Origin of the sequence: Bradyrhizobium sp. JR4.3, from assembly GCF_040547695.1 — a bacterium.
GTDB lineage: Bacteria > Pseudomonadota > Alphaproteobacteria > Rhizobiales > Xanthobacteraceae > Bradyrhizobium > Bradyrhizobium canariense.
The window spans coordinates 59,189-81,495 of the sequence record NZ_JBEPQF010000008.1; the positions used below are offsets into that span (position 1 = coordinate 59,189).

Annotated in this window: 20 protein-coding genes; 9 read left to right on the top strand and 11 right to left on the bottom strand. The window is 64.8% G+C overall.

The window, feature by feature from the left end:
• Positions 1-82: 82 nt before the first annotated feature.
• Positions 83-853, bottom strand: a complete 771-nt coding sequence (locus ABIB91_RS15210) for an enoyl-CoA hydratase (protein ID WP_354162611.1) — start codon at positions 851-853, stop codon at positions 83-85.
• 11 nt (positions 854-864) lie between these two features.
• Positions 865-1,338, bottom strand: coding sequence for a MarR family winged helix-turn-helix transcriptional regulator (locus ABIB91_RS15215; protein WP_354162608.1), 474 nt, complete (start codon positions 1,336-1,338; stop codon positions 865-867).
• A gap of 154 nt (positions 1,339-1,492) precedes the next feature.
• Between ABIB91_RS15215 and ABIB91_RS15220 the strand changes: the two genes are divergently transcribed.
• Positions 1,493-3,211, top strand: coding sequence for an ATP-dependent Clp protease adaptor ClpS (locus ABIB91_RS15220; protein WP_354162787.1), 1,719 nt, complete (start codon positions 1,493-1,495; stop codon positions 3,209-3,211).
• Positions 3,212-3,236: 25 nt separating this feature from the next.
• On the opposite strand, the gene ABIB91_RS15225 is transcribed toward ABIB91_RS15220, so the two are convergent.
• The 3 genes from ABIB91_RS15225 to ABIB91_RS15235 form a co-directional block, all read right to left on the bottom strand.
• Positions 3,237-4,898 (bottom strand): tannase/feruloyl esterase family alpha/beta hydrolase, encoded by a 1,662-nt coding sequence (locus ABIB91_RS15225; protein ID WP_354162605.1) that lies wholly within the window; start codon positions 4,896-4,898, stop codon positions 3,237-3,239.
• Between the two features lie 77 nt (positions 4,899-4,975).
• Positions 4,976-6,220, bottom strand: coding sequence for a phosphoglycerate dehydrogenase (serA, locus tag ABIB91_RS15230; RefSeq protein ID WP_354162602.1), 1,245 nt, complete (start codon positions 6,218-6,220; stop codon positions 4,976-4,978).
• A 98-nt stretch (positions 6,221-6,318) separates the two neighbouring features.
• The gene (locus ABIB91_RS15235) at positions 6,319-7,548 is read right to left on the bottom strand and encodes a rhodanese-like domain-containing protein (protein WP_354162599.1); all 1,230 of its coding nucleotides are present in this window, start codon (positions 7,546-7,548) and stop codon (positions 6,319-6,321) included.
• A 182-nt stretch (positions 7,549-7,730) separates the two neighbouring features.
• On the opposite strand from ABIB91_RS15235, the gene ABIB91_RS15240 reads away from it, so the two are divergent.
• Positions 7,731-8,399 (top strand): hypothetical protein, encoded by a 669-nt coding sequence (locus tag ABIB91_RS15240; protein ID WP_354162596.1) that lies wholly within the window; start codon positions 7,731-7,733, stop codon positions 8,397-8,399.
• A gap of 57 nt (positions 8,400-8,456) precedes the next feature.
• Here the strand turns inward: ABIB91_RS15240 and ABIB91_RS15245 are convergent, their stop codons facing one another.
• From ABIB91_RS15245 to ABIB91_RS15255, 3 genes are all read right to left on the bottom strand, one after another.
• A complete protein-coding gene (locus ABIB91_RS15245) occupies positions 8,457-9,650 on the bottom strand; it encodes a PepSY-associated TM helix domain-containing protein (RefSeq protein WP_354162593.1) in 1,194 nt (397 codons plus the stop codon).
• Between the two features lie 63 nt (positions 9,651-9,713).
• Positions 9,714-12,038 (bottom strand): TonB-dependent siderophore receptor, encoded by a 2,325-nt coding sequence (locus ABIB91_RS15250; RefSeq protein ID WP_354162590.1) that lies wholly within the window; start codon positions 12,036-12,038, stop codon positions 9,714-9,716.
• A gap of 206 nt (positions 12,039-12,244) precedes the next feature.
• Entirely contained in the window at positions 12,245-13,129 is an 885-nt protein-coding gene (locus ABIB91_RS15255) for a dihydrodipicolinate synthase family protein (protein ID WP_354162587.1), read from the bottom strand.
• A gap of 177 nt (positions 13,130-13,306) precedes the next feature.
• Between ABIB91_RS15255 and ABIB91_RS15260 the strand changes: the two genes are divergently transcribed.
• A complete protein-coding gene (locus tag ABIB91_RS15260; RefSeq protein WP_354162584.1) occupies positions 13,307-14,719 on the top strand; it encodes an FAD-binding oxidoreductase in 1,413 nt (470 codons plus the stop codon).
• An 8-nt stretch (positions 14,720-14,727) separates the two neighbouring features.
• Positions 14,728-15,393 (top strand): GntR family transcriptional regulator, encoded by a 666-nt coding sequence (locus tag ABIB91_RS15265; protein ID WP_354162581.1) that lies wholly within the window; start codon positions 14,728-14,730, stop codon positions 15,391-15,393.
• A gap of 6 nt (positions 15,394-15,399) precedes the next feature.
• On the opposite strand, the gene ABIB91_RS15270 is transcribed toward ABIB91_RS15265, so the two are convergent.
• Positions 15,400-15,564: a hypothetical protein gene (locus tag ABIB91_RS15270; protein ID WP_007597654.1), complete on the bottom strand. Its 165-nt coding sequence runs from the start codon at positions 15,562-15,564 to the stop codon at positions 15,400-15,402.
• A gap of 266 nt (positions 15,565-15,830) precedes the next feature.
• Between ABIB91_RS15270 and ABIB91_RS15275 the strand changes: the two genes are divergently transcribed.
• The 3 genes from ABIB91_RS15275 (at position 15,831) to ABIB91_RS15285 (ending at position 18,769) form a co-directional block, all read left to right on the top strand.
• Positions 15,831-17,852, top strand: coding sequence for a YgiQ family radical SAM protein (locus ABIB91_RS15275; RefSeq protein ID WP_354162576.1), 2,022 nt, complete (start codon positions 15,831-15,833; stop codon positions 17,850-17,852).
• 247 nt (positions 17,853-18,099) lie between these two features.
• A complete protein-coding gene (locus tag ABIB91_RS15280) occupies positions 18,100-18,402 on the top strand; it encodes a type II toxin-antitoxin system HigB family toxin (protein ID WP_354162573.1) in 303 nt (100 codons plus the stop codon).
• Positions 18,389-18,769 (top strand): helix-turn-helix domain-containing protein, encoded by a 381-nt coding sequence (locus tag ABIB91_RS15285; protein WP_007597661.1) that lies wholly within the window; start codon positions 18,389-18,391, stop codon positions 18,767-18,769. The genes ABIB91_RS15280 and ABIB91_RS15285 overlap by 14 nt, the downstream gene beginning before the upstream one ends.
• A gap of 90 nt (positions 18,770-18,859) precedes the next feature.
• On the opposite strand, the gene ABIB91_RS15290 is transcribed toward ABIB91_RS15285, so the two are convergent.
• Positions 18,860-19,879, bottom strand: coding sequence for an MFS transporter (locus ABIB91_RS15290; protein ID WP_354162570.1), 1,020 nt, complete (start codon positions 19,877-19,879; stop codon positions 18,860-18,862).
• 370 nt (positions 19,880-20,249) lie between these two features.
• Here ABIB91_RS15290 and ABIB91_RS15295 point away from each other — a divergent pair, with 370 nt between their 5' ends.
• Positions 20,250-20,708 carry an Rrf2 family transcriptional regulator gene (locus tag ABIB91_RS15295; RefSeq protein ID WP_354162567.1) on the top strand — a complete coding sequence of 153 codons (459 nt, stop codon included), beginning with the start codon at positions 20,250-20,252 and terminating at the stop codon, positions 20,706-20,708.
• Between the two features lie 26 nt (positions 20,709-20,734).
• Positions 20,735-21,418 carry a class I SAM-dependent methyltransferase gene (locus ABIB91_RS15300; RefSeq protein ID WP_354162564.1) on the top strand — a complete coding sequence of 228 codons (684 nt, stop codon included), beginning with the start codon at positions 20,735-20,737 and terminating at the stop codon, positions 21,416-21,418.
• Positions 21,419-21,465: 47 nt separating this feature from the next.
• On the opposite strand, the gene ABIB91_RS15305 is transcribed toward ABIB91_RS15300, so the two are convergent.
• Positions 21,466-22,269 carry an outer membrane protein gene (locus ABIB91_RS15305; protein ID WP_354162560.1) on the bottom strand — a complete coding sequence of 268 codons (804 nt, stop codon included), beginning with the start codon at positions 22,267-22,269 and terminating at the stop codon, positions 21,466-21,468.
• Positions 22,270-22,307: the final 38 nt, after the last annotated feature.

Sequence of the window (22,307 nt, forward strand, 5' to 3'; positions counted from 1 at the left end):
GCCCCGCGACATGCCAATGTTCCGTTAAGGTTTTAATCGAATGGGCGTGAGTTTCCGGCCCAAGGAGCCCCGGCCCCGGCCATCACGCAACCTTGGTGAAATCCGGCGGGCGGCGTTCCGCGAACGCCGTGAAGGCCTCGCGCGCCTCGGCGGTGCGCAGGCGCAGTCCGAACTGCTCGCCTTCGGCATTCATCTGCGCGACCAGCGCCTCGCCATTGCGCATCAGCTTTTTGGTGACGGTGAGCGCGCCGGCCGGCTGACGGGCAAGACGCTGCGCCAGCGCGAGCGCCTCGGCATCGAGCTTGTCGAGCGGCACGACGCGGTTGGCGAGCCCCCATTCCAGCGCGGATTTGGCCGGCACCGTCTCGCCCAGCGCGAACATCTCGTAGGCCCGCGCGTAGCCGATGCGCGCCGGCATCAGCAGGCTGGAGGCGGCCTCCGGCACCAGCGCAAGGCTGACGAAGGGAGTCGACAATTGCGCGTTGTCGGCGAGTACGACGAGGTCGCAATGCAGCAGCATCGTGGCGCCGACGCCGACGGCGCGGCCCTGCACCGCGGCAACCAAGGGCCGGGTGCAGCGCGCCAGCGACTGGATGAAGCGCACCACGTTGCGGCTTCCTTCCGACTTGCCCGCTGCGACTGCGGCGAATTCGCCGACGTCGTTGCCGGCAGTGAACATGTCGCCTTCGCCGCGGATCAGGATCACGCGGGCCAACGCATCGGACTCGGCGGATTCGATGGCATCGGCAAGCTTGCCGTACATCGCATCCGTCAGTGCGTTCTTCTTGTCGGGGCGCGCCAGCGTGAGCGTAAGAATACCGCCGTCGTTCTCGATCCGGACGTGCTCGGTCATGGGTCTCTCCTCTATTCCTCTGGATCTCTCAAAGGCTCTGTTGGAAGTTCTCTTGGAAACTTGTCCTGAATGCTGGTCAGCCAGCGCGCGATGGTATCGATCTCCGCACTGGTGAATCCGTCCGTCAAGGCAGCGTTGACCTGTGCCGCGTTGGCCTTTGCCTGTGCGAGCGCTGCACGGCCCTTCGGCGTCAGCCAGACGCGCCAGGCGCGCCCGTCCTCGCGATCGGCCCGCCGCTCGATCAATCTTGCAGCCGCCGTGCGATCGACGAGGCCGGAGATGCCGGCCGGCCCCAGATCGAGCGCCGTGCCCGCCTCGCCCATGAGCACGCCGTCCCGCTTGCCGAGGATGAACAGGAGTCCTGCCTGCGCCGGCGTGACCTCGCTCGAAGGCTGCGCGGCCATCCAGCGCTGCAAGCGCCGCTGCGCAACGCTCAACAGGTAGATCAGCCGATGATGCCCCGCGCCGGCTTCTTTATTTCGCATGCGAAATAGATAATCGAAGGGGCTGGGAAAGTCAAAGGACAGCGATGAGGTCGATGTGCCGCGGCAGGCGTCGAGGAATACGCTTGACGGCCACTTCCATTTATGTTCCCTATTCGTTCTATTCAATCATAGATTGTCCCGGAGACCTTTCGTGATGAACAGTATGCGTGGCGAGAGCCAGCCGACCCAGCTCGTAATTCATAATGACGATGATACGCCGGACCAATTCGTGATGGATCTGCTTCGGCAGGTCTTCGGCAAATCAGACCGTGAAGCGACCGCGCTGATCACCCAGATCGAGCAGAAGGAAAAGGCGGTTTGCGGACCTTACCCTCAATCCGTCGCCGAAGCCCTTTTCAAATCTGCGCAACAATCCATCGGCTTGGCCGGCCATCGACTGCAGGTCACGCTTGAGGCGGTCAAAACTCCTTGCGAACTCTGCGGGAAGCCTGAGGGACAGATGGACGTGCGTATCGGCGACCGCACGATCTGGCTGTGCAGCGACTGCATGCGTGCGGCGGATGAGCCCTCGAACGAACAAGAGGAAGATTTCGACTTTGCTTGCGACGTTCTCGATTGGCACCTTGCCAGCACCGCGCGCAGCAAACTCGTGACCACGATCCGCCAATTTCCCGGCCACATGCGCGTCGATCTCCAGGCCGCAGTCGACCGGCTCTTCGGCAAGGCCATCCGGCTGGTGGGATTGAACGAGGAGCAGCGCTACGAAACGCTGTCGATTCCACGGCTGCTCAAGGAGGGCCGCTATGCGATCGCGATCGCCCCGCTGCAATATTCCGACGTCGACGTAGGCGAGAAGAGCCCGGTCAAGTGTCTGGATAACGGACTATGGCTGTGTGAGCAGGATCATCTCCGCTATGCGGTTTTGCTCTGCGCACACCGCGAATACAGTCGCGAGCCCGGAATTCGGATCGAGATCCTGGTGCCTTCAGGTTCCGCAGGCGCGGCTCTGGTCCAGCAATGCTTCAGTGAATTGGAAGAAGCCGTACAGGCTGCGCGGACCTATCGCGGCAAGATCCTGTCGCTCGATGCGGACTCCGACTATCGCGGTCGCTCGCGCGGCATCACGGTGCATCGCTTGCCGCAGGTGTCGCGCGACGAGGTGATCCTGCCGGAGCAGACCCTGCGGCTGCTCGATCGCAACGTTCTGACCTTCGTCAACACCCGAGACCAATTGCGCCGGTTGGGCCAATCGACCCGCAAAGGCATCTTGCTGTACGGCCCGCCGGGCACCGGCAAGACCCACACGATCCGCTATCTCGCAACGCATTTGCCCGGGCATACGACGCTGATCATCACGGCCGAACAGATCGGTCTGCTCGGCGCCTATATGAGCCTGGCACGGCTGCTCCAGCCGTCGATGGTGGTGATCGAGGATGTCGATCTCATCGCCCGTGACCGCGATGACATGGGGCCGTGTGAGGAATCCATGCTGAACAAGCTGCTCAACGAGATGGACGGGCTGAAGGAAGATGCCGACATCCTGTTCGTCCTGACCACCAACCGGCCGGAGGACCTCGAAGGTGCTCTCGCGGGTCGCCCCGGCCGCATCGACCAAGCCATCGAAGTGCCGCTACCCAACGAGACCGGCCGCGGCAAGCTGGTCCGGCTCTACGGCAAGGGACTGCCGCTCGACGAGGCGGTCATCGCAGAGGCTGCCCGGCGTAGCGACGGCACGAGTTGCGCCTTCATCAAGGAGCTGATGCGGCGGCTGGCGCAAGGAAGCATTGCGCGGGACGGCGGCAACACCGTGGTCTCCGCCGATATCAACGAAGCCCTCGACGACATGCTGTTCTCCGGCGGCCGGCTTAACGCGCAGCTGCTCGGCGGCGCGCAGGCAATGGCCACCGGGTGACGCTTCCTCCGACGTGGCGCGCCTGTTACGGCGCGCAGGTGAAGCTCGACGCCTCCGTCACCGGACCGCTCTTGTAGTGCGGCCAGGCCGGCCAGCGGCACAGCGGCAGCGCGCGAAGCGTCGCAAACGACGGCGCCTCGACCTTCTGCTCGGCGACTTCGAGGTTGCCGGGCGCCGTGCCCTTTTCGACCCAGTCGACCAGCGCGCTCAGCATGTCGACATTGGCCGGCGCGCCGGAGCCGACATGGTCGACCCCGGGCGCGGTGTAGAGCCGCGCGAATTCAGCCGTCTCGGCCTTGCCGAGCATGCGTTCGACGTTCTCGAAATAACGGATGCCGGCATAGGGGCTCTGCGCATAGTCCGCCATGTGCTCGAGCATGATCAGCCGGCCGCCGCGAGCGCGGAAGCGGCGGAGATCGGGGTCGGTGGAATCCATCAGGCTGGAGACCTCGAGCAGCCGCGCCTTGTGCTGTTCGGGCTTATACGTCGTCACGTCGAGCTTGGGATCGCGCGCGAACACATATTGGATGCCGCCGGCACCGTAGATCCAGGCGATGCCGTTGTTGGGCGCGGGCGGCTGCGCCGGGGGCGCCGTGCCGAGCCACCACGCGACCCAGCCGCCGGTCGGGCCAACCGCCGGCGTGTCCTCGCCCGACACGCCCCAGCCCGGATAGTCGTCGAGGCCATTGGCAAGCGCGAACGGGAATTTGTAGGTCGCATGCAGGGTCTCGATCGCCTTGATTTGTGCGTCGGTGAGGCACTGATCGCCGGTCTTGCCGCTGGCGCAACGCAGCGTCTCCGCCTTGAACGCTGCCTTGCAGGATACAGGATCCTGCACCAGCGCGTCATCGGAGCCATCGGCCTTGTCGCAAGCCGCGCGCACGGCATCGCCGACGAGCTTCACCTGCGCCGGATTGATCCAGCCATCCCCCATGGTCACGAGCCCGGAACGCGTGCCGGCATGCTGAAGGCCGACCCAGTTGATGACGGGCACGCGGGCAAAGATGCCGTCGAAATCATCAGGGTAGCGTTGCGCCATGGTGAGGCCTTCGCGGCCGCCTTCGGACGACCCCATGAAGTACATTTTCTCCGGCGTCTTGCCGTAAGCGCGCTGCATCAGCGCGACGGCGGCGTCGCGCACCTTCTTGTAGGCGCGATGGGCGAAATTCTCGAAGGCTTCGTCGTTGAGCGCGAACAGCTGCGGCGGTTCGCCCGGCTTGGACTCATGACCGGAATCGGTGCCGTAGGTGACGAAGCCGCGCGCGAGCGGCGACGGCTTGTCGAAGGGATAGGCCGGCGGCAGCGTCAGGCCCGTGATCAGCACGCCGTTGAATCCGCCGCCGCCATATTGCAGCGAGCGGCCGTTCCATTCGACGGGCAGATTGACCTGAAATTTGATCGGCGGCGCCTTGGGATCGCTGGGATCGATATGGCCGAGCAGCTTGCAGAAGCCGGGATTGGCGGGCGTGACGCGCTGCGACGGCGTCGGGCCGCGTTCGGCGACGGCAAGCTGCGACGGCGCCAGCAACGTCGCCGAATCGATCTTCACGGCGTCGATGCCGCCGACGAGGCCCTTGCAGACGGTGTCCGCATCCTCGGCCAGCGTCGCCGCTGAAGCCGAATTCGCGCCGAGCACGCCCGCTGCGCCCACCAGCAATGCGCACAGTGTCACATGGATTTGCGCCATCGTTTCCCCCTGAGTTTCTGTTCGTTCTGCCGGCAGGCCGCATTCAAGGCGCCCTGCGGCCGGTCGTCAATGCAGTGCTAGTGCTCAAACACCAGCCGCGCGCCGACGGTGCCCTCGAGGCTGCGGATCTGCTGCAGCAGCGCGCCTGAATCCTGGCCGCCGAGGTCGGCATCGAGCACGACGTAACCGAGGTCGCCCGAGGTCTCCAGATACTGCGCGGCGATGTTGATGTCGCGCTGGAGGAAGACCTCGTTGAGCCGGCGCAGCATGCCGGGCACGTTGCGATGGACGTGGCTGAAGCGCGCGCCGGAGGGACGCAGATGCAACTGCACCTCCGGAAAATTCACCGCCCCCGTGGTCGAGCCGGTGATGAAAAAGTCAACCAGCTTGCGCGCCACCTCGCCGCCGATGCGCTCCTGCGCCTCCTCGGTCGAGCCGCCGATATGCGGCGTGAGGATGACATTGCCGAGGCCCTGCACCGGGCTCTTGAAGCGGTCCGAATTCGAGGACGGCTCGACCGGAAACACGTCGATGGCGGCACCCGCGATATGGCCGTCGCGCAGAGCCTCCGCCAGCGCGTCGAGATCGACGACGGTGCCGCGGCTGTTGTTGATCAGGAGGGAGCCGGGCTTCATCGCCCGCAGCTCCTTCTCACCGATCATCCCAGCGGTCTCCGGCGTCTCCGGCACGTGCAGGCTGACGACGTCGCTCTGCGCCAGCAGCTCTTCCAGCTTTTCGACCGGCTCAGTGTTGCCGTGGCGGAGCTTGTCGGTGCGGTCGAAATAGATCACGCGCATGCCGATCGCCTCCGCCAGCGTCGAGAGCTGCGAGCCGATATTGCCGTAGCCGATGATGCCAAGGGTGCGGCCGCGCACTTCGCGGCTGCCGGTCGCCGACTTGTCCCAGCCGCCCTCATGGGCCGACACCGAGCGCGGGAAGATGCGCCGCAGCAGCATCACGATCTCGCCGATCACGAGCTCGGCGACGCTCCGCGTGTTCGAGAACGGCGCGTTGAACACCGGAATGCCGCGCTTGCGCGCCGCCAGCAGATCGACCTGGTTGGTGCCAACGCTGAAGCAGCCGACGGCGAGAATCTGGTCGGCTGCTTCCAGCACCTCATCGGTGATCTGGGTGCGCGAGCGAATGCCGAGCAGCGACACGCCCTTGAGCGCCCGCCGCAAATCCTCGCCGTCCAGCGCCTTGGTCAGGCGCTCGACATTGGTGAAACCCGCCGTTCTGAACAGGTCCACGGCGCTGTCGTTGACGCCTTCGAGCAGCAGCGCCTTCGCGCTCCGCTCAGGGCTTTGGCCTGGGGCTGGCATGAAATCTCCGTGGTCACAGCTTTGCCGCAGCTCATAGACCGCGGGGGATGCGCAGCACAATAGGGGTCGGATACGGGGAGAAGATGGCGGGGCAGTCGTCAGATCACGTAAAACCCGTGCGTTCCGTCCAGACGCAACTGATCGACCAGGCCGTATTCCCAGTCGAGATAGGCCTGCATCGCGCGCTCGTCGACGCCGGTGCCTTCATAGGGGCGGCGGTAACGGTGGGCGGGGTCGGGCTTGGGCAGGACGTGCGGCGGACCGATTTCGAGGGCGCCGTCATAGCCACCTTCCTGCACATAGACCTCCCAGCCCATCTGCGCGAGCCAGGATGCCGTCATGTCGGCGCGGACGCCCCTGTCGTCGGTCAGCACGATGCGCGCGCCGCGCACTGGTGCTGCCATATCGGTCTCCTGGACCAGCTGGCCGCCGGGATAATGGCGGAAGCCCGGGAGATGGGCTGCATATTCCTCGGCGTTACGCACGTCGAAGCGATAGAGCGTGCGATCGGCCTGCGCGACAAGCGCAGCCATCTCGCTCGCGCCGATATGGCGAACGCCGGCGCGATAGGCGACGTCGCGCGCATTGGCCGGGCCGCCCTCGAACGGTCCGATTGCGCCACGCCGGTCGGCACCATGGTCGAGCGTATGCCGCGCCAACGTCCAGCCGATGGTGCCGTTGCGCAGTGCCCGGACTTTGTTCGGCACGCCGGCATTGATCAGCGATTGGGTGCCGATGATCGAGCGGGTGCGGCCGGCGCAATTGACGATGATGGTGGTCTCGGCATCGGGTGCCGCCTGCCCTGCCCGCAGCACCAGCTCCGCGCCGGGCACGCTGACCGAGCCCGGGATGTTCATGGTGGCATATTCGTCGAAGCGGCGAACGTCGATGATGGCGATGTTGGCCTTGTCCGCGATGAGTTTTGCCACCTCGTCGGCACTGGACGACGGCGTGTGCCTGCGCGATTCGACCAGCTCGCCAAAGGCTTTTGAGTAGGAGTTGACGTCCTCGAATATTTGATAGCCGGCGTCGCGCCAGGCCTTCAGCCCGCCATCGAGCGCGCGGACGTTGGTATAGCCGAGCGCGGCGAGCCGCTCGGCGCCGGCAGTGACGAGGCCCTCGCCGTCGTCATAGAGCACGATCGGCACATTTTTGCGCGGCAGCCTGACCTCGGCTTCGATCTCGATCCGATCGGCGGCCAAATTGGCGGCGAACAATGGATGTCCCGTCGCGAAACCAGCCTCGTGCCTGAGATCGAGCAGCGCGATCTCCTCGCGAAGCAGCAGCGCGCGGCGAATGTCGGCGGGGGTGACGGTGGTGAGCTTCATGGGGTAGGCAACCTTGGGAGACTTGAACGGGACTGGTTCTTGAATGATTGCCGGCCGGTTGGCCAGCCCGATCCGGGGCATGGCCCCGCCCGGCGGCGCGCCCGCCCTGGCCCCTCGCTGAAAAATCGTTTCGTATGCCGCGCTTGGGGGCTAGAGTTTCCAAATCGTCTGGGGGGCGCAATATGAAAATGTTGAAATTCCTGGTGATATTTCTGGCGCTTCCGGGCGTCGCCATGGCCGCGCTCACCAATGCCGAACGCAAATCGCAATTCGAGCGGGCAATGGCCTCGATCATGGCCGCAGCGACGCCGGCCGTACACCCAACGCTTCGCGACACGCTGATCAAGGACTATCTCGCCTGCAAACCCAACAAGGGACAGGCCGTGGAGCTCATCCGCGCAAGCTATTTTCGCTCCTGCGAGCATGAAGACCCGTCTGTCACCGGCGACCGCTCGCTCGAAGCGTGTCAGCTCCGCTACGGCAAGCCATGCGCCCTGCTGGCCGTCAACGAGGAAATCGTCGCCGAAGGCGAGCTCGCGTCGAGAGACATGCCGCGGCTGCACTATGCAGGCAAGTACGACTTGTGGCAGATTCCGATCATCCGGCGGATCACGCGACAGCGCCCTGACGTGCAGAACTACGACAAGGCCATGGAGCCCAAGGCGATCGCGATCCATCCCTGGGGCAAACTATTCATCTCGGCAGGGGATCCCAGCCTGAAAGACGCCCAGACCTCCGCGTTGGCGAAATGCAACAGCGATCCCGCGCGGAACGGCCGAGATGGCGGCTGCTTCGTCTACGCTATCAACAACGACATCGTCATTGACGAACGGCGCATGCAGGCGAAGTGACATGAGGGCGGCAGGTCAGCCGGGCGACCCCAAGCCGTGTCGAAGCAGTTCGTCCGTTCACTCGCCCGGCACGAGCCGGCCGAGCCGCGGCTGCACAGGGCGCCGCAGCCTGCGGCGCGACAGATAGAGCAGGACGCCGGTGAGCGCGAACAGCGGCATCAGCGCCGCGGCGACCATGAACGCGAGCTTGCCGGGCCAACCCAGAATCGCACCGCGGTGGATGTCGAGCACATTCGCGATGATCTTCTCGCCGAACGTCTTGTCGGCGTAGCGTTCCGCAGAGACCAACTGACCGGTCACGGCGTCGATGCGGAGTTCGTCGCGGGTAGTATCGAGGGTGGAGTCTTTCCCCCAGGAGCGGATCCGTATCACCGTGCCCGGACCGGCGGGCAGCGTCAGTAACGCCTTGGAGAAGCGGCTGCCCTCTTCGTGCAGGAAGGCGGCCCACGCGCGATCAAAGCCGATCGGCTGCGCCGTCTCGCCGGCGCCGGTGGCACGCGACGCCTTGGTGGGCATCTTGGGCTGCATCTTAGCGGCGGCGACTTGCGGCCGCGACAGCAACCAGACGACGCCATCCTTGTACCAGTCGAACGAGTACCAGAGCCCGGTGAGCGTCATCACCAGATAGACCGGCAGGACCCAGGTGCCGATCACCGCATGCAGCGACCGATGCAGCCCGCGCCCGCTGAGCCGGACATTGGGCTTCAGCCACATCTTGACGCTGCCTGCACGCCGCGGCCAGCGCAGCACGAGGCCCGAGATGAGCATCACGATCAAGCCGAGCGCGGCCACGCCCGTGATCTGACGCCCCCAGCCCTTGGCGTCGCCGGGAATCAACAGCCAGCGATGCAGCTTGCGCACGGTCGCGAAAAACTCTTCGCCGCGCGGTGCGCCCAACACGCGCGCGTCATAGGGATCGACATAGAGCGAGGACGGCCGCGCGCCTCGTTCGTCGCGGGCGAAGCGCACATGCACCGCGGCGGACGGATCACTTGCTAGCGTCACGGCGGAGACCTTGCCGACATCCTGCGCCGCAGTCAGGCGCGCAACCAGTTCGTCCGGCATCAGCGCCGCTGCCTGGCGCGGCGCGACCTGCATGATGCCGCGGTTCAGATAGTCGCCGATCTCGTCCTCGAAACTCATGATCGCACCGGTCAGCGCGATCACAGCGAGTAGCAGCGCGAGCGCGAGGCCCGCGATGGAATGGACCTGAAGCAGAACGGCCTTGATCGCGCGCCAGCACTCATGCATCGGCGCCGGCCCTTCTGGTCTGCACGACCGGGAAATCGGCTTCCTCGCGCCACACCGTCATCGCTAGAACTTCACCGTCGCCGACAGGGATATCCTGCGCGCGTCGCCGATCGCGACGTTCAGAGCGTTTCCGGTGGTGGACGTATAGTAGACCTTGTCGAACAGGTTCTTGACGTTGAATTGATAGGTCACCGGCAGATTGTCGATCTTGGTGTCGTAAGTCGCAAAGATGTCCGCGACGGTATAGGCCGGCAGGAAGAACGTGTTGAGGGAGTCGCCCGGTCGGTCACCGACATAGTGCGCGCCGCCGCCGAGCCGCAGACGTCCGGGCAGCGCATCGCCGAAATCGTAGACGAGATAGAGCGAAGCCGTGTTCATGGCGGCGTTCAGGAGCTTGGCGTTACCGACAGCGGGATCATTGATCAGCCGGGCATCGGTATACCCATAACTTCCGATCAGGCTCCATTGATCAGTCAGTTTGCCGGTCACGTCCAGTTCGACGCCGCGCGACTTGGCCGCGCCGGAGGCGCGCGCCGCCGACTTGCCTCCGCCGATGTCATCCAGCACCAGGACATTCTTCTTCTGGATGTCGTAGACGGCCAGGGTGCCCGACAGCCGCTTGTTGACATCGAACTTCAGACCGGTCTCCCATTGCGTTCCTTCTTCGGGCGCGATGGTGGAGTCGACGACAAAGCCGGAGGTGAACGCTGCGATGACCGATGTCGGCTTCAACGACTGCGTATAGCTCACGTAGTAGGAGAGCTGATCGTTCAGCTTGAAGATGACGCCGCCGAGCGGCAGCACTTTGTCACCCGCCAAATTAGTGTTTGTGATGAAGTTCGGCCGGCCTTTTCCGGCGAGCTGCTCGTATTCCATCCAGCGCACGCCTCCGACCACGGACAGCCAGTGGGTCAGATGGAAGGTGTCCTGAGCGAAGAAGCCGCGGGTGCCGAGCTTGTCGGTCTGTTCGCTGTCCGTTGGCGAAACAGCCGTGCCCGGCGAGATCAGTCCGTAGACCGGGTTGTAGAAATTGAAGCTCGCCGTCGCCTGACGGATCAAATCGTGGCGATCGATCGTGCGATACAGCGCCTCGCCACCGAACAGGATCTCGTTGCGGAAGCCGCCCACCCAGACGTCACCCTGTAAATAGGAGGTGCCGTAACTGGCGTTGCTCAGCGAGTTCTGGGTGCCGTCATTGCTGCGGGTCTCCACACCGCTCTTGGCGTTGACGCCGGTGATGCGAAGCTGATTGGCGCTATATGTTTCGGTGTTGTAGCTATAGGCCGCCGTGACCTTCCAATTGTCGTCGAGCTTCTGCTCGACCGAGGCCTGCACCAGGTCGGAGGTGCCCCACATGTTGTTGAAGGGCTCGTCGAGCCGGCGCGTCTTCGGGATCGCCAGCGGAGCGCCGTTGACGAACGCGGCGCCGCGGTCGAACGGAGTGATGAATTCGCGGTGCTCATAGGTGAGCTGGACCGTCGTGGTGTCGCCGTACCAGGCGAGCGACGGGTTGACCAGCATTTCCCTGTGGCGGCCGAAATTGCGCCAATAGTCCTCGCTGACGCCGTAGCCGATGAAACGATAGGCGAGACCGCCGTCGCCGATCGGACCGGTGATGTCGAGCGTGCCGTCAGCGCCGCTGCGGTTGTTCGCGAAGGTCGAGCCGAGCAGCGTGACCGAGCCGTGCTGATAGAGCTCCGGACGCTTGCTGATGGTGTTGACGATGCCGCCGGGATCCATGATGCCGTAAAGCAGCGAGGCCGGCCCCTTCAGCACCTCGACGCTGTCGACGGCTGCATTCAGGCTGCGCCCCTGCACCAGGGGCATGCCGTTGCGCATGATCGAGCCGTCGCGGTTGTCGCCGAATCCGCGACGGATCACGGCGTCCTGGGTGCCGGCGAGCGTGTTGGTCTGGGTGATGCCGGAGATATTGACGAGCGCATCGTCGATGTTGCGCGGAAGCTGGTCCTTCAACACCTGCGCAGGGACGACGTTGACGGCCTGCGAGGTGTCGAGCGGCGAGGCGCCGCTGCGCAACGTGGTTGCGCTCGGCATCGCGCGGTAGCCGAGCTTGGCGGCCTGTTGCGCGGCGGCTTCCGCGGCGGCGCGCTCCGAGAGCGTCGGCGCTGCGGGTGCTGGATTGTGATTGCGCTGGCGCGCGGCGGTTTGCGTGCGGCGCGGAGACTGGTCCGATGCACGCGCCGCTTTCGGCCGCGGAGCCCGCGCTTCCACCGTCACCGGCGGAAGTGCGGATTGGGCCTGCGCGGTCGCCGAGCTGGAGAGAAATTCGGCGAGCAGCACGGCCGCTCCAATGAGAAGACCCGCGCGGCTCTCGCCGGCAAGCGTTCGACGGCCGCTGACGCGCTGGCCGTCCAGATAGACACGCACTTTCGATTCACTTCCAAGTCAGACGCAGAAGCTGGCGCGTCTAACAGCCGCTGTTCGTGAAGAGAACCGCAAGCGAACTTGAATCGCTCTAGTGTTGAAGGGTTCTAGATTCCGATCCCGCTGTTCGGCAATCTTCGATTGATTGCGCAGCGAGCGCGACACGCAGCGCGCGAATTTGCGGCAACGTGTCGCGGTTTTGCGCGATCTCACGCGATGGCGGGAGCCGTCAGCTCGTCGAGCTTCCGCTTGAGCACGGTGCCGTCGGATAAGGCCCGGAGCGGCGGCCGCACACGCAGCCAGCTCGCATCGCCCGTCTGTGCCGCGAGGATGGCTTTCAGCGTCGTGAGGAAGGATGGCGATTTCACCACGATGTCCACGGCAGCCTGCATGCGTGCTTCGACATCCTTGCCGTCGATCATCGCCTTGACCAGCTCCGGCGCGATGTTGGCCATGCCGCAGATGGTGCCGGCGCCGCCGGCGGCGATCGCGCGGGTGATGTCAACCTCGTTGCCGACGGTGATGGCGAGCTCAGGAGCGGCGGCGCGGAACGCCTGGAACTGCTTGAAGTCGCCGCTGGAGTCTTTCAGGCCTGCAACGACCTTGCCGTGGCGCTTGCGCAAATTCGCGGCGACGCTCGTCGGGATCGCGACACCCGAGATCTGCGGGATATGATAGAGGTAGGCGCGCAGGCGATCGTCGGCGACGCCGTCGAGGATCGCCGCAAAGGCATCCTCGATGCCTTCAGGGGTGACGCTGCGGTCGAAGTAAGGCGGCAGATACAGCGCGTGACGCAGACCGAGGCCGAGCACGGCGCGCGTCAGTGCGATGCTGTCGCTGATCGCGGGGAAGCCGCCGCCGATTCCCATTCGGTCCGGCGCGACGCCGGCCTTGAGCACGGCCTCGATGGTCGCGACCCGCTCGGCGACATTGAACGAGGTACCCTCGCCGGTGGTGCCGAACAGCACGACACCGTCGACGCCCTTGCCGAAGAGTTGCTTGGCGTGGGCCGCGAGCTTGGCGGAGTCCACGCTGCCGTCGGCGGCAAGCGGCGTCGCCGACGCCACCCAGAACCCGCGAATTGCCTCCGTCATCACACCATCCGTTGCTGTGGCTTCGGACCACGCCTCTGATCTCGGACGATCGAACCAGGGGCTTGGCAAGCCTTGTTTTTGCTTTACTTTCCGCCTTGTACCTTACATACAACAAAGGCGCAAATCCTTTCCATTGTCATGGCGCGCATGACACGCAGCCAGATTCCGAGGTCTCGCATGGACATGGTGACCCCCGTCGAGCGGCCCGCCCAGTTGCTTAGCGCCTTGCGCGGCAGGCTCGGCGCCGCAGCCGTGCTTGTTGGCACCGACGTGCCCGCGCGCAATTGCAACGACTGGAGCGCGAGCCTGCCGCAAACGCCGCTCGCGGTAATCCGCCCGGTCGACGCGCAAGGCGTTGCGGATGCGATCGCGACTTGCCGGCAGGCACATCTGCCGTTCGTGCCGCAGGGCGGATTGACCGGGCTGTGCCGCGGCGCATCGCCTGAGGCAGGCTGGGTCGCGATCTCGCTGGAGCGCATGAGCGGCATCGAGGAGATCGATCACGCCTCGATGACGATGACGGTGAAAGCAGGCACGCCGCTTCAGACGATCCAGCAGGCGGCCGACGAAGCCGGCTTCTTCTTTCCGCTCGATCTCGGCTCGCGCGGCTCCTGCGCGATCGGCGGCAACCTCTCGACCAATGCCGGCGGCAACCGCGTGATCCGCTACGGCATGACGCGCGAGCTGGTGCTCGGGCTCGAAGTCGTGCTGCCCGACGGCACCATCATCACCAGCCTCAACAAGCTGATGAAGAACAATGCCGGCTATGACCTGAAGCATCTGTTCATCGGCTCGGAAGGCACGCTCGGCATCATCACCCGCGTGGTGCTGCGGCTGTTTCCAAAACCGCGCTCGACCATGGCCGCGCTCTGCGCGCTCGAGGACTATGCCGCGGTGATCGCGCTGCTCGGCGCCGCGCGAAGCGGGCTCGGGCCGCTGCTGTCGGCATTCGAGGTGATGTGGCCGGACTATTGGGACGTCATTACGACTCGCGCCGGCGTCAAGCCGCCGGTCGCCACAGGCCACGGCCTCTACGTGCTAGTCGAAGCGCAAGGCACCGACGAGAGCCTCGACGCACCGCGGTTCCAAAGCTGGCTCGAAGAGCTGATGGAGCGCGGGCTGCTCGCCGACGCTGCCGTGGCGCAATCGCTGGGGCAGACGCAGAGCTTCTGGCGCGTGCGCGACATCTGCGCCGAGTTCGGCCAAGTGCTGGGGCCGCACATCTCCTACGATATCGGGCTCGCCGTGGCGCGGATGGACGAGTTCGTCACGCGCTGCAAGGCCGCGCTGGCGGACGGCATCGACGGATGCGAGAGCGTCTATTACGGCCATATCGGCGACGGCAATCTGCATCTCGTCTCCTGGGTGACCGGCCTTGCCGTCGAGCAGCAGCCGAAGGAAGCGATGGACGCGATCATCTACGGTCTCGTGCGCGAGATGGGCGGCAGCGTCTCCGCCGAGCACGGTATCGGCACCTTGAAGAAGAAGTGGCTGGGTCATGCCAGGAGCGAGGCCGAGATCGCGCTGATGCGGACGCTGAAGGCCGCGCTCGATCCCGATCATCTGCTCAACCCCGGCAAGGTGATCTGAGAGAGCCGATGCGATCGCTGAAGCTCGATGCACCGAAATCGCTGTCGCGGCGGGTGATGCAGCGGCTGCGCCAAGCCATCATCGACGGCGAGTTCGCGCTCGGCGCCGCCATCTCCGAGGAGATGGTGGCCAACTCCTTCGGCGTCAGCCGCACCCCGGTGCGCGAGGCGATGGGCCAGCTGCAGGCGCAGGGCCTCGTCGTGATCCGGCCGCAGGTCGGCAGTTTTGTCTTCACGCCAAGCGCCGAAGACATCACCGCGCTCTGCACTTTCAGGATCGCGCTGGAGCCCAAGGCCGCCGAGCTCGCCTTCCACCATGATCGCGAGGGTGCGACCGCGACGATGAGCGAGGCGATCACGGCGATGGAGCCGGCGATTGCGGCCCGGGACAATATCGCCTACGGGCGCGCCGATGCCGCTTTCCACGAGGCGCTGTTCGCCCATTGCGGCAACCGCTATCTCGCCGAATCCTATCAGCTCGCATCCAGCCGCGTCGCTGCACTCCGCACCAATTTGACTTCGCCGATCGACGTGCGCACCCGCACGTCCTTCGACGAGCATCGCAAGCTGCTCGATCTGTTCGCGCGCGGCGAGTTTGCCGCCTTCGCGACGCTGATGACCACGCACGTCACCAATTCGGGCGTGGTCTACGCAAGAGCACTGCAGGTGGATTGAGCGCTGCTACCGCGCACCTTTCGTGCCGGGCCTGTCCAGAAAATCCAGCGCGGTGTTGATCTGTTCGAGCTGGTGCTCGATTTTGTCGCGGTCCTCGACCGTGGGCGCCTTCTCGAGCTGCTCAACGAGCTTCTGCTTTCGGAGCAGCAAGTTCTCTATGACTGTACTCACGGCTCCCCCATCCGCCCGAGGCGAACATCGAGGCGATACTAGACCCCTGGCGCGAGCGCGCGCCAGCCGGGCCGGCGCAAACCCTGCATCAGAATGTTCGCGAGGGCAGTTGGTTCCTGCGTGTGACCCGAGAAGGTGCACACAGCTGATGGCTGCGTTCGCGAACGGTTAACGCGGTCGCACGCCTGGGCTGCCGGCCACGGAACCGGATCTTTCACGTGCCCGTCGGTTGTATTCGCCGTCCCGGAGTCCTATGCGTATGCGCCATGGACATCCAGATCATCGCCGCCGAAAAACCCCTGATGGCGCAGGCACGCCCGCGCAAGCCGGCGCCGTTCCTCCCGATGAGCCGCGCCGAGATGGATGCGCTCGGCTGGGATGCCTGCGACATCGTGCTGGTGACGGGCGATGCCTATGTCGACCATCCCAGCTTCGGCATGGCCATCATCGGCCGCCTGCTGGAGGCGCAGGGCTTTCGGGTCGGCATCATCTCGCAGCCGGACTGGCATTCGGCCGAGCCGTTCAAGGCACTGGGCAAGCCAAAGGTGTTCTTCGGCGTCACCGGCGGCAACATGGACTCCATGGTGAACCGCTACACCGCGGACCGCCGCATACGCAGCGACGACGCCTATACCGCGGGCGGCGAAGGCGGCAAGCGGCCGGACCGCTGCACCGTCGTCTATGCGCAGCGTTGCCGCGAGGCGTTCAAGGGCGTCCCGGTCGTGCTCGGCGGCATCGAGGCCTCGCTGCGCCGGATCGCGCATTACGATTACTGGTCCGACAAGGTGCGCCGCTCGGTGCTGGCCGACGCCAAGGCGGACCTGCTGCTCTACGGCAATGCCGAGCGCGCCGTCGTCGAAGTGGCCAACCGTCTTGCCGCCGGCGAGGCGCCGCGCGAGCTCGACGACATCAGGGGCGTCGCGCTGTTCCGCCGCGTGCCTGAGGACTATGTCGAGCTGCACGCCGACGATCTCGATTCCGCGGATGAGGGCGCTTCACGGACGAAAGGCTTGACCGTGATCCGGCTGCCGGCGCTGGAGCAGGTCGAGCAGGACAAGGAAGCCTATGCGCGCGCGTCACGCGTGCTGCACCGTGAGAGCAATCCCGGCAATGCGCGGCCGCTGGTGCAGCGTCACGGCGATCGCGATCTCTGGCTCAACCCGCCGCCGATCCCGCTGACCAGCGACGAGATGGACGCGGTCTACGATCTTCCTTATGCACGCGCCCCGCATCCGTCCTACGGTGACGCGAAGATCCCGGCGTGGGACATGATCAAATTCTCGGTAACGATCATGCGCGGCTGTTTTGGCGGCTGCACCTTCTGCTCGATCACCGAGCACGAGGGCCGCATCATCCAGAACCGTTCCGAGGGCTCGATCCTGCGCGAGATCGAGAAGATCCGCGACAAGACGCCCGGCTTCACCGGCGTGATCTCGGACATCGGCGGCCCCACCGCCAACATGTACCGGATGGCGTGCAAGGACCCGAAGGTCGAGGCAGCGTGCCGGCGGCCGTCCTGCGTCTTCCCCGAGATCTGCCCGAACCTCAACACCTCGCATGACGATCTGATCCGGCTCTATCGCAAGGTGCGCGAGACCAAGGGCATCAAGAAGGTGATGGTCGCCTCCGGCGTGCGCTACGACCTCGCGGTCGAGAGCCCCGAATACATCAAGGAGCTCGTCACCCATCACGTCGGCGGTTATCTCAAGATCGCGCCTGAACATACCGAGCGCGGGCCGCTCGACAAGATGATGAAGCCCGGCATCGGCGCCTACAACCAGTTCAAGCGGATGTTCGATGCCGCGGCCGAACAGGCCGGCAAGAAATATTATCTGATCCCGTATTTCATCGCGGCGCATCCGGGCACGACCGACGAGGACATGATGAACCTCGCGCTGTGGCTGAAGAAGAACCGCTATCGCGCGGATCAGGTGCAGACCTTCCTGCCCTCGCCGATGGCGACCGCAACGGCGATGTACCACACCGGTGTCAACCCGCTGCGCGGCGTGCGGCGTGGCGGCAGCGACAAGGTCGAGGCGATCAAGGGCCTGCGCCAGCGCCGCCTGCACAAGGCGTTCCTGCGCTACCACGACCCCGACAATTGGCCGGTGCTGCGCGAGGCCCTGAAAGAAATGGGCCGCGCCGATCTGATCGGCTCCCGCCCCGACCAGCTGGTCCCCGCGCACCAGCCACCCGGCACCGGCAAGGCCGCCGGCACACGGCGGCCGGTTCGTCCCGGCGACAAGACGCAGCGGTTCACGACCAAGAATCTGCGGGTGATGAAGTAGCGGACGAGCCGGATCAGGTCCGGTTCAGCTTCGCATTGTCGCCCTCAAAACAAAATCCTCGAAAACAACCCCATGCACAGTAGCCGGCATGAACGGGATCAATGACTTAGGCGCCTGGCGAAGCATCGATCCGTCGACCAGAACACGGCGGCACAACAGCTACGGGAATTCGCCACGAACGTTCCGGATTGCGCCCATTTTGGGCGCATGATACCATTGCCTCATGCGGATCATAGCTCGTCGGACATTGCGGGAGTTCGTCGAGGCGCGGCGCGGATACAAGGACCACGGCGCACTGAAGGCAGCCCTCGATGCGTGGTTCGATGAAGTCAAAAAAGCGCGATGGTTGAGCGCAGCAGACATTAAACGCAGCTACGCGACCGCCAGCATCATCTCGGCGGACCGCGTCGTGTTTAACGTCAAGGGCAACGACTACCGGCTGGTCGTTGCAGTCGATTTCGAGAAGAGCATCGTGTGGATCAAGTGGATCGGCACGCACCGGGACTACGACAAGGTCGATGTAAGGGAGGTTCGGCATGGCGGCGACTGAGATTAGGCCAATTCGGACGAAGCAAGACTATGATGGCGCACTCAAGGAGGTGGAGCGCCTCTGGGGCGCGAAGTCCGGCACACCCGAAGGCGACCGTCTGGATGTGCTCGCGACGCTGATCGATGCATACGAGGCCGAGCATGATCCGATGGATCCACCCGATCCTATCGAGGCCATCAAGTTTCGCATGGAGCAGCAAGGGCTGACCCGGCGGGACCTGGAAGAGATCATCGGGACACGCACCCGCATCGCCGAGGTTCTGAACCGAAAGCGCGGGCTGTCGATCACGATGATCCGCCGCCTCCATGAACGTCTTGGAATTTCCGCAGACGTTCTGATCCGACCGAGCCGTAAAAAGGCGGCGTGACGACTTGCGGATTTTAAGACGCGTTCTTGCTCCGTCGGGCAAAACAGGCGCAAGATGCGATCATCGACGCATTGGCCATTGCGCGGCGTTTCAAGCCGCATCGGCTCGGAGGCGCGACTGGCGCCCCGCCCAAAATGCGCAGATCGCCAATCCCTGCACCAGCGCCGCGGCAACATAAAAGCCGGGCGTGGCGCCCGTACCGGCCGGAAGCCATTCCCGGATCAAACCAAAGACCGCCGGCGCAAATGAATAGGCGCCTTGCGACATCGCAACAATCAGCGCGACCACACGCGGCACGTCGTCCGGAGCGAATTCGAGCTGCGCAATCAGCGGCGGAAGGAACGTCCCGTTGCCGAACCCGAGGCCGAACAAGACAACACCGAGGATCAACAGCGGAATGTTCGTTCCGGCCGCGGCAATGAATGTGATCGTGCCGGCGATTTGAACGGCATAGCTGGCGCAGGCAACCAGCCGCCGGTCGATGCTTCCAGGCATGAGCCAGCCCAGCAGCGTCCGGCCGGCGATCGCCATGACGCCGATCAGTCCCACCACCGGACCAGTCCATTGCGCACCGAGCGCAGGCAGCAGCAGCGAGAAGAGATGCGCGGTCAGGCCGATCTGTGCGAACAGCCCCAGGCTCATGCCAGCCGCGAGCGTCAGGAATTTGCGGTCCCGCCAGAGCAGCGATCCCGGCAGCGGCCGTGCGCTCTTCGCCGAGACAGTCTCTTCGGCCGGGGCCGCGCCGTCCGGCATCGATCCGGTCTGCTCCGGCGTGCGCGACAGCACGGTGCTCGCAAGCAGCCACACTACCACGACCAAGATCAGGCCGATGGCTGCTGCTGCAACGGCAAACCCAAGCTTGGCAATGGCCGCAGCCCAGAGCGGCGAAAAGATGATCCCGCCGACATTTGCGCCGTTATAGGCGACCGCGAGTGCCGCGGGACGACGACGGACGAACCAGGGCGACACGATGGCGTTGACCGCGGCCACGCCCATCGTCACCCAGCCTGCACCACTCAACAGCGTCGCACCGAACAATTGCCACGGCGTCGCTGCTATCGCCCATCCAAAGACGCCGACGGCCAGCGACAGCGCCCCGGCCTTCGTCACAGCCGGAATGCCGAAGCGCCGATAGCGTCGGCAGATTGGCCGTCACGATCGATCCCGCCAGGAAGTGCACGGTGACGGCCGTCGAGACCAGGGCCAGCGGCCATCCGTGAGCTTCGCGAATGGCACTCAGGAAGATCGGCGGCCCATAGAAGCCGAACCCCAGGCCGAGAACGGCGAGACCAAACGCCGCGGCGACAACGCGCCATCCATAGAACGTTCCGCTTCGCATCGTCGTCAGCCGCCTGAGCTTTGCGACGAGATTCTGCACAGACCTGGCGGCGCGCAGTTCGCTTCCGGTCGAAGCGTGAGATCGGAAGGCTCGCGCCGAAATCGCTTGACCTGAATGAAATCATGTAACATATAAAGTTACATGAAACGAGACAGTCGATTATCGGGCGTGCTGCACGTCCTGCTGCACATGGCACAGCAGCCTGGTCCCTTCACGTCCGAGACCCTGGCAAAAGCAATGGATACCAACCCGGTGGTGATCCGGCGGATCATGGCCGGGCTTCGGGACCTTGGTTACGTCCGCTCCGAAAAAGGCCACGGCGGCGGCTGGACGTTGGCTTGCGACCTCACGAAGGTGACGCTGCGCGACGTCTACATCGCGCTCGGCAGTCCCTCGCTTCTGGCGATTGGTAACCGGACGGAGGCGCCGGGCTGCCTCGTCGAGCGGGCCGTCAATGCCGCCCTCGATCAGGCGTTTGGCGATGCGCAGGCGCTGCTGCTGTCGCGGTTTGGCGAGGTAACGCTGGCGATGCTGGGCGACGATCTGCGCAAGCGCCTCGGCTCGCGAAAGCTTCAAGGCATGAGCGCGCATGGCGCGTGATTGGCCCATTCAGCAAGGACTACATCATGGCCGACATTCAGAACGTGTTTTCCGATCCGCAAGCGGTGGCGAGATACACCGAAGGACCGCCACGGTTCGTCCCCGGCTACAATGCCATGCTGTCCATGGCGGCGATCCTACTGGCCGAGCGCGCGCGTGACGATGCACGGATTCTCGTTCTCGGAGCCGGCGGCGGCCTGGAGCTGAAGGCTTTTGCGCAAGCGCATGGAGGCTGGAGCTTCGATGGCGTCGATCCGTCCGCGGCCATGCTGGGGCTAGCGAGGCAAACCCTCGGATCGTTCGCGCCACGCGCGCGTCTTCATCAGGGCTACATCGACGACGCTCCGGAAGGCCCGTTCGACGGCGCCACCTGCCTATTGACCCTGCACTTCGTCGATGTCGAGGAGCGACGCCGTATCGCCTCGGAGATCCGCCGCCGGCTCAAGCCGCGCGCGCCTTTCGTGGTCGCGCATTTGAGCGCGCCCAATGGCGAGGAGGAACGCCCGCTCTGGCTGTCGCGGTACTCCGCGTACCTCGCCGCGTCCGGCGTCGAGCCGGACCAGGCGGCCGCCGCGCGGAACGCCGTCACCAACCATCTGGAAATCCTCGCGCCCGCGCAGGATGAAGCGATTTTGCGGCAGGCCGGATTCTCCGACCCGACGCTGTTCTATACCGGCTTCACTTTCCGCGGCTGGGTCGCCTACGCCTGAGGCGCTACAGCAACGTTGATGTAGGTATCTGGAAGAAATACTCGGAATCAGTACCACGCGACCACCGGTCCAGGCGCGAACTGGTAGTTGAAGCCGGCCCGCAGGATATGATCGTGGAAGCCGACTGTCGTTTCGTTGGCAGTGCCACTGAAGTAAGTGGCAGAGCCCAGATCGAGATAGAGGTATTCGAGTTTGGCTGACCAGTTGCGGTTGAATTTCTTTTCGATGCCGGCGCCGGCGGTCCAGCCCAGGCGGGTCCGGCTCTCCGAGACTATCGCACCGGCAATCGTCACCGGCGCTCCGACGGGCGCATTGGCACCATGAAACAATTGCGCGGTCAGCGTTGCCTGTGTTCCGAATTTAACCTCTCCGACTGCCAGGCCGCCGGTTGCATAGAGCAGCAGGCTGGGATCGGCCAAAACTCCGGCGCGACCGCGGAAGGTTGCAAACCACGGGAAATCAGTGCTGCTGGTAGTCGTGCCGGTAACCCCAACCAAACCGATCCTGACCGCCGTCAGCGCGTCAGTCGAACGGCCGCTCTCGCCGGTTGCTTGAAGATCGGCCTCGACACCCAGAACCCATCTCGGATCGATCTGCCAGCTGTAGCCGGCCTGGCCACCGCCAAGCCCGCCGTCAGCGTTCTGTCCGATGCTCACGGCCAGCGGTGTGATCGGCAGGACCGTTGCGTTGGAGCGGCCCCAGCTATAGCCGCCGTTCAACCCCGCATAAAATCCCGTCCAGTTGTAGCCGGGATCGACCATCGGCGGCGCCTTGACGTGCGGGCTTGGTACGTTGCTTCCTGGCGCCAGATCGGCAGCCGTCGCGCCCGTTGCAAGCAGCGACACCGCCATTCCAATCACGATCCGATTCATCAAAAACTCCTCAGCAC